Origin of the sequence: Marilutibacter chinensis (assembly GCF_021725675.1) — a bacterium.
Lineage (GTDB): Bacteria > Pseudomonadota > Gammaproteobacteria > Xanthomonadales > Xanthomonadaceae > Marilutibacter > Marilutibacter chinensis.
The window spans coordinates 52597-59470 of record NZ_JAKJPO010000020.1; the positions used below are offsets into that span (position 1 = coordinate 52597).

The following is a 6874-nucleotide window of genomic DNA, read 5'->3' on the forward strand; positions in this document are numbered from 1 at the left end:
CTCCCGGGAAGGCTTAAAGGTGGGTGGCGTCGACAACCGCCTGAACGAACTCGGCGGGCGCTTCCTGCGGCGGGTTGTGGCCGATGCCGCCGGTGAAAGTGCGGTGCTCGTACTTGCCGACGAACTTGGCCGCGTATGCCTCCGGCTTGGGATGCGGCGCGCCGTTGGCGTCGCCTTCGATGGTGATCGTCGGCACGGTGATGGCCGGCGCCTGCGCCAGACGTTGCTCCAGTGCGGCGTACTTGGCTTCGCCTTCGGCCAGACCCAGGCGCCAGCGATAGTTGTGGATCACGATGGCGACCTGGTCCGGGTTGTCCAGGGCAGCGGCGCTCCGGTTGAAGGTGGCGTCGTCGAACTTCCACTGCGGCGAAGCCAGTTCCCAGATCTTCCTGGCGAAGTCGTGGGTGTACTGCGTGTAGCCGGCCTGGCCGCGTTCCGTGGCGAAGTAGTACTGGTACCACCACTGGAGTTCGGCCGAAGGCGGCAACGGCTTGCGACCGGCTTCCTGGCTGCCGATCAGGTAACCGCTGACGGACACCAACGCCTTGACGCGCTCAGGCCACAGGGCGGCCACGATGTCTGCCGAGCGCGCACCCCAGTCGTAACCTGCCAAGGTGGCGCGACGAATCTTCAACGCATCCATCAAGGCCACTACGTCCGACGCCAGTGCGGCGGGCTGGCCGTTGCGTGGTGTGTCGGCGGAAAGGAACCGCGTGGTGCCATAGCCGCGCAAGTGCGGAACGATCACCCGGTAGCCTTGCGCGGCCAGCTGCGGTGCCACCTGGGCATAGCTGTTGATGTCATAGGGCCAGCCATGCAGCAGGATGACGGCTTCGCCGTCGGCCGGGCCGAGTTCGGCGTAGCCGATGCGCAGATCGCCCGCGTCCACGTGCTTGTTCGCCACCAGTGCGGGGGGCAGCGCAGTATCGAAAGCAGCATCGGGTGTGGCAGCGGAGGCGGCGGCGCCCAACAGCAGGCTCGTAACGAGCAGCCATAGCGCCAGGCGCAGGCCGCGACGGGCGGTAGAAGGGACCAACGTGGTGGTAGCGGACATGGTGGATCCTCCGGCAGGTGGATTGAAGGGAAGTCGGGACAACAGAGACGCGCCGGCAGGCGCCGCACAGGCGTCAGATCGAGAAGCCGCCATCCAGCGTCACGCTGGCGCCGGTCATGCAGCTGGCATCTGCGCTCGCCGGGAATTTCACGCCCATCCGGTGTCGGCCACATGTCCTGCCAACCCCGGATTTGTCAGTCAATGGCCGCAAGTGGCCCGTGGATACATTCCGGTACAAACACGGCCCGCGCCGACACCCGGCCGATACAGTGGGGTACTGGAATGGCACTCCCCGACCATGAGGAGACCTGCCATGTTCCGTTCGATCCCGTTGTTGCTGTTTCTAGCGCTGGGCACCACGCTCACCCCCGCCGCCGCGCGCCCTGCCGTCGATCCAGACGCCCCCACCGTCATCCTTGTGCACGGTGCCTTCGCCGACGCCTCCAGTTGGGACCAGGTGGCCAAGCGTCTCCGGCGTCGCGGCGTTCCCGTCGTGGCCGTGGACAATCCGCTCAGTTCGCTCGAAGCAGATGTGGACGTTACCCGCGCCGCAATCGCCGCGGCACCGGGCAAGGTGGTGCTGGTCGGTCACTCCTGGGGAGGCACCGTGATCACCCAGGCGGGCGTCGATCCCAAGGTGACCGCGTTGGTCTATGTGGCGGCGTTCGCTCCCGATGTGGGACAGACCTCGGCCCAGCAGGGCGAACATTTCCCCGTCGCGCCCGGCCTGCAGCAGTTGCTGGAGCGGGACGGCTGGCTCTCATTGTCGCCGCAGACGATCGCGCGCGACTTCGCCCAGGACCTGACGCCGCGCGCACTGGCACGCGTGCAGGCCAGCCAGCTGCCGCTCAAGGCCAGCGCGCTTGCCGAGCCGGTGACCGCGGCGGCGTGGCGCTCACGTCCGAGCTGGTACGTGGTGTCGCGCAAGGACCGGATGCTGGCGCCGCAACTCCAGGTAGCCACAGCGCAACGTATCGGCGCCACGCTGTACTCCGTCGGTGCCAGCCACGTCGCGCCCGTATCGGAGCCAGGCGAAGTCAGCAACGTCATCCTGGAGGCCAGCGGCCTGCGACCGGCCGATGCCCCCACCAGCGCCGCCGGCGGTTAACGTGCGGCGCACTGGCGCTAACATCCGTCGCAGGGGCCTTGTTTTCCCTGCGAGCGAACTTGGGAGTACCCGCGCATGTCATCCCGCACCGATCATGTCCTTGTCGTCGATGACGATCGCGACATCCGCCAAATGGTCGGCGACTACCTGCGGCGCAACGGCCTGCGCGTCAGCCTGGCTGCGGATGGCCGGGAGATGCGGGCCACGCTGGATACCAGCGACATCGACCTGATCGTGCTCGACGTGATGATGCCGGGCGAGGATGGCCTGTCGCTTTGCCGCAACCTGCGCGCAGGCAAGCACAAGACGGTTCCGGTCGTCCTGCTGACCGCGCGCGATGATGAGACCGACCGCATCATCGGGTTGGAGATGGGCGCCGACGACTACGTGAGCAAGCCGTTTTCTTCGCGGGAACTGCTGGCGCGCATCAGCGCGGTGATCCGCCGCACCCGCATGCTTCCTCCCAACCTGCAGGTCAGCGAGGCCAGCCGCCTGCTCGGGTTCGGCGACTGGCGCCTGGACACCACGGCACGGCACCTGCTGGATGCCGATGGCACGGTCTATCCCCTGAGCGGGGCCGAGTTCCGGCTCCTTCGCGTGTTCATCGATCATCCGCAACGGGTGCTGAGCCGCGATCAGCTGCTCAACCTCACGCAGGGGCGCGATGCGGAGATGTTCGACCGGTCCATCGATCTGCTGGTCAGCCGGCTGCGCCAGCGACTTGGAGACGGCGCGCGCGAGCAGATGTACATCAAGACCGTGCGCAGTGAAGGCTACGTGTTCAGCCAGCCTGTCGTGCTGATCGACGAAGACGCATGAGCAGCGTTCCGCCAAAGTGGCCTTCGCGCCTTCTGCCGCGCACTCTGCGGGCCCGGCTGCTGCTGATCCTGGGCGCAGGCCTGTTGCTGGCGCATGCACTTTCGTTCTCCGTACTGTCGTATGAGCGCATGGATGCCACCCGCTCGATGATGTTGAGGAACCTGTTCGAGGACATTCCCGTCAGTGTGGCGTTGCTGGAGCGCCTTTCGCCGGCGCAGCGGGTCGAATGGATCCCGCGCCTGGAGCGGCGCACCTATCGTTACCTGTTGCGTCCGGCGCAGACCGGAAAGCCGCTGGCGAGCGAGCGCGCACGGCAGGTAGCCGGCTTGATCGACGATGCGCTGGCTCACCGGTACGCATTGCGGCCGCGCGCGGTTTCGTCCCTCCCGGAGCGCTACGAGGTGGAACTGACCTTGCGGGATGGGCGGCCATTGACCATCGAAGTCACGCCGGCCCCCATGCCAGTCGCGCGATGGTTGCCCTGGATACTGATTGCGCAGGTCGTGCTGCTGCTGGCGTGCGTCGGCGCGGCGGTGCGCCTGGCCACGCGGCCGCTGGCGCAGTTGGCGCTGGCGGCCGAGCGCATGGATCCTGCGGGAAAAGGCGCGCCGCTTCCCCAGGACGGAGGCGCGGAGATCGCCAAGGCGGCGCAGGCGCTCAATACCCTGCAATCGCGGGTCGCGGCCCATGTGTCGGAACGTACGCAGATACTGGCGGCCATCTCGCACGATCTGCAGACACCGATCACCCGCATGCGGCTACGGGTGGAAGCTTTGGATGAGAGTACAGAGCAAGCGCGGCTGCTCAATGACGTTGACCAGATCAGCCAGTTGATCCGGGAAGGCCTGAACTATGCCCGCAGCGCCAGGGTGACGATGGACCCGTCGGTGCGGCTTGACCTGCACGCGTTCCTGGACAGTGTGGTGGGCGACTACCAGGACACTGGCAAGGCCGTGCAGCACACAGGAGGCGATAATGCATCGCTGCAGACGCATCCGCAGGTGTTGCGCCGCGTCCTGCAGAACCTCATCGACAACGCGCTGGCATATGCCGGGAGCGCCGAGACAAGGTTGCGGGTGGACGGCAAGGGACAGGTATGCATCGATGTCCTGGACCGTGGCCCCGGTGTACCGGAGGCGCAGCTGGATGCGATCAAGCAGCCCTTCCATCGCCTGGAGCCATCGCGCAGCCGGTCCACCGGCGGCACCGGCCTGGGCCTGGCCATTGCGCACCAGCTCACGAATGCACTGGGCGGGCAGCTGGCATTGATCAATCGCGATGGCGGCGGACTGCAGGCCACCCTAACCTTGGGTACGAAGGCATAGCGTCGGTTCATTCCCGCAGCCACGCTGCCATGCCACAATGCGTGCTCCGCACGTTCTGCTGGAGTTGCCCCAGACATGTGATCCAAGCGTTCCCCCTAGCGAATCGGAGCCGTCCAAGACCACACCGGACGCTCCCACCGGCGATCTGCGCGCGCATCGCGTTCGCGTCGCACCCCAGGAGGAACCCATGTCCGAGGCACGCGTCAGCGTTTCCCATCTTTCTTTTGCTTGGCCGGACGGTACACCCGTTCTGACCGATGTGTCCTGCGTGATCGGTCCGTCCAGGACCGGATTGGTGGCGCCCAACGGCGGCGGCAAGAGCACCTTGCTGCGCCTGATCGCAGGCGAACTCTCGCCTGGTGCCGGCACCATCACGGTATCCGGCGACCTGGGCTATCTTCCCCAGGATCCGACGCTGGACCCCGACGCGCGGGTGGCCGACGCCTTGGGCGTCGCCAGCACCGTACATGCACTGGAGGCGATCGCGTGCGGTGATACGGATCCGGCCCTGTTCGAACGCGCCGAAGGGCACTGGGACATCCGCGAGCGGATCGCTGCGACCTTGGCGCGCCTGGGCTTGGACAACGTATCCCTGGAGCGCCGAATCTCCACCTTCAGTGGCGGCCAGGCCATGTCCCTCGCTCTGGCGGGACAACTGCTGCGACGCCCCGCCGTGCTGTTGCTGGACGAACCCACCAACCACCTGGACCTTGCGTCCCGCAAACGGCTGCTGGATGCGCTGTCTGACTATCGTGGCAGCATCATCGTGGCAAGCCATGACCGGACCTTGCTCGAAGGCATGGAGCAGATCGCCGAACTACGCCCATCCAGTCTTCGTCTCTACGGCGGAGGATTCGGCGCCTATCAGGCGTCGGTTGAGTCGGAACGACTGGCGTTGGAGCATCACGTCCATCATCTGCGGAGAGAGCTGCATCGTGAGCACCGCGAGATGCGGCAGGCGCGGGAGCGCACCGAAAGACGGACAGCAAACGCAAGGCGCAACCGGGCCGACGCAGGCCTGTCGAGAATCGTGGCGGGCAATCGCGCTCGCGCCGCAGAGGTTTCGGCGGCAAAGACCGAAGGTGCCCACGGACATCGCGTCAGCCGCGTACGCGAGCAACTCCAGCATGCGAAGACTAGAATCCATGCCGTGTCCGCGCCGTCGTTCTCCCTGCCCGCGACCCGCGTTGCCGACAATCAGCTTCTGTTGGCTGGCGAGCATCTGCAGGCAGATTCCGGTGGCCGCTCACTCTTCGGCGGGCAAGGCGTATCGCTGACCATCCGAGGGCCGGAGCGGATCGCCATCCTGGGCGACAACGGAACAGGCAAGACGACGCTGCTGAGAATCCTGGCCGGCGAGGTAGTGCCGATCGCGGGCAGACTCAGGCGCGGATTGACACGTTCGGCTTATCTTTCCCAGCGTCTGGGTCATCTCGACCCCTCGCTCACCGTAGCGGAGAACCTCGCGCTGGCGGCAACCCGCATGACGGCGCAGGGTCGCTCCGACCTGCTGGCACGATTGCAGTTCCGGGGCGCACGCATGCACCTGCCGGCAGGTGCGCTGTCTGGAGGCGAGCATGTCAGGCTCTCACTGGCCTGCGTGCTCCATGCGGACATGGCCCCGAACCTGCTGCTGCTGGATGAGCCTACGAACAATCTCGACCTCGAATCCATGGCTGAACTGGAACATGCTCTGGCCGGCTTCGAAGGGGCACTGGTGGTGGTCAGCCATGACGTTCCGTTTCTGGATGCTATTGGTACCACCCGCAAGCTCCTGCTGAGTGCGGAAGGCTTGACCGACATCACGTGAGCGAAGGCCCGCTGACGGTGTCTACAGCGGACGTTCGAACTGCAAGGCTGGTTGTCTGCCGAACATGGAGCAAAACATCCGCCCAATTCTGGCCGGAAGCAGCCACTCGGGCAGCATCGTTTGACCGGCACTGGCAGATAGCCCGTGAAAGCAGATGCACTGTCCAGTCGTTACTCGCACCCGCAGACCGTCGCCCTTCAATCCCCACACCGCGCATACGGCGAGCCATCGACCAGGGTCTGGTGCCGGGCCGACAGCGGCGGTCCGCCCGGGTAGCCGCGGTCGTGCGGCTCGATCCGCAGGGCGCCGGGCACCTCGCCGTCGTTGAGCAGCATGATCACCGGCCGTTCGGCGCCGGCATACGGGAACACCGTGCGGACGATGCCCTCGTAGTCCTGGCCGAAGTAGCTCCAGGCCACCTCGGGTTGGGCGATGCGTTCGCTGGCGCCGCCGACACGGATCTCCAGGCCGGTCGCGGCGACGGTGATTAGCGGTTCGCGGGTGCAGTCGCCGCCCGGGGCGTAGCGGCCGTAGCTGTCGCCGAAGCTGTTGGCGGGCAGCGGGTCCTCGGCCTGCGCGCCGGGGGCGGCAAGGGCGAGTCCGAGCAGGACGGCGAATCGGTACATGGCGGCCACCGCGGGCGGGAACGGTTCCGATGGGAACGCCGCCGCTGACGCGGTGCGGCCAGACCGCCGGGGTCGAGGCCTCCGGTCCAGTCGCGGAGCCGGGATCGGCCCCGCGACTGGACGGCGGCAGAA

At 66.6% G+C, this 6874-nt stretch carries 6 protein-coding genes; 4 read left to right on the top strand and 2 right to left on the bottom strand.

Annotated features, from left to right (window positions below):
* Positions 1-13: 13 nt before the first annotated feature.
* Positions 14-970: an alpha/beta fold hydrolase gene (locus L3V18_RS18400; RefSeq protein ID WP_237056601.1), complete on the bottom strand. Its 957-nt coding sequence runs from the start codon at positions 968-970 to the stop codon at positions 14-16.
* A 397-nt stretch (positions 971-1367) separates the two neighbouring features.
* Between L3V18_RS18400 and L3V18_RS18405 the strand changes: the two genes are divergently transcribed.
* From L3V18_RS18405 to L3V18_RS18420, 4 genes are all read left to right on the top strand, one after another.
* A complete protein-coding gene (locus L3V18_RS18405; protein ID WP_237056603.1) occupies positions 1368-2162 on the top strand; it encodes an alpha/beta fold hydrolase in 795 nt (264 codons plus the stop codon).
* Between the two features lie 75 nt (positions 2163-2237).
* A complete protein-coding gene (locus tag L3V18_RS18410) occupies positions 2238-2981 on the top strand; it encodes a response regulator (RefSeq protein WP_237056604.1) in 744 nt (247 codons plus the stop codon).
* Positions 2978-4306 carry a HAMP domain-containing sensor histidine kinase gene (locus tag L3V18_RS18415; RefSeq protein ID WP_237056606.1) on the top strand — a complete coding sequence of 443 codons (1329 nt, stop codon included), beginning with the start codon at positions 2978-2980 and terminating at the stop codon, positions 4304-4306. The genes L3V18_RS18410 and L3V18_RS18415 overlap by 4 nt, the downstream gene beginning before the upstream one ends.
* A 187-nt stretch (positions 4307-4493) precedes the next feature.
* Positions 4494-6116: an ABC-F family ATP-binding cassette domain-containing protein gene (locus tag L3V18_RS18420; RefSeq protein WP_237056608.1), complete on the top strand. Its 1623-nt coding sequence runs from the start codon at positions 4494-4496 to the stop codon at positions 6114-6116.
* A gap of 197 nt (positions 6117-6313) precedes the next feature.
* Here the strand turns inward: L3V18_RS18420 and L3V18_RS18425 are convergent, their stop codons facing one another.
* Positions 6314-6742 (bottom strand): hypothetical protein, encoded by a 429-nt coding sequence (locus tag L3V18_RS18425; RefSeq protein WP_237056610.1) that lies wholly within the window; start codon positions 6740-6742, stop codon positions 6314-6316.
* Between the last annotated feature and the right edge of the window lie 132 nt (positions 6743-6874).

Excerpts from the sequence above, each read along its gene's own strand:
- L3V18_RS18405 (WP_237056603.1), top strand. The coding sequence starts at position 1,368 with ATGTTCCGTTCGATCCCGTTGTTGCTGTTTCTAGCGCTGGGCACCACG.
- L3V18_RS18410 (WP_237056604.1), top strand. The coding sequence starts at position 2,238 with ATGTCATCCCGCACCGATCATGTCCTTGTCGTCGATGACGATCGCGAC.
- L3V18_RS18415 (WP_237056606.1), top strand. The coding sequence starts at position 2,978 with ATGAGCAGCGTTCCGCCAAAGTGGCCTTCGCGCCTTCTGCCGCGCACT.
- L3V18_RS18420 (WP_237056608.1), top strand. The coding sequence starts at position 4,494 with ATGTCCGAGGCACGCGTCAGCGTTTCCCATCTTTCTTTTGCTTGGCCG.
- L3V18_RS18425 (WP_237056610.1), bottom strand. The coding sequence starts at position 6,742 with ATGTACCGATTCGCCGTCCTGCTCGGACTCGCCCTTGCCGCCCCCGGC.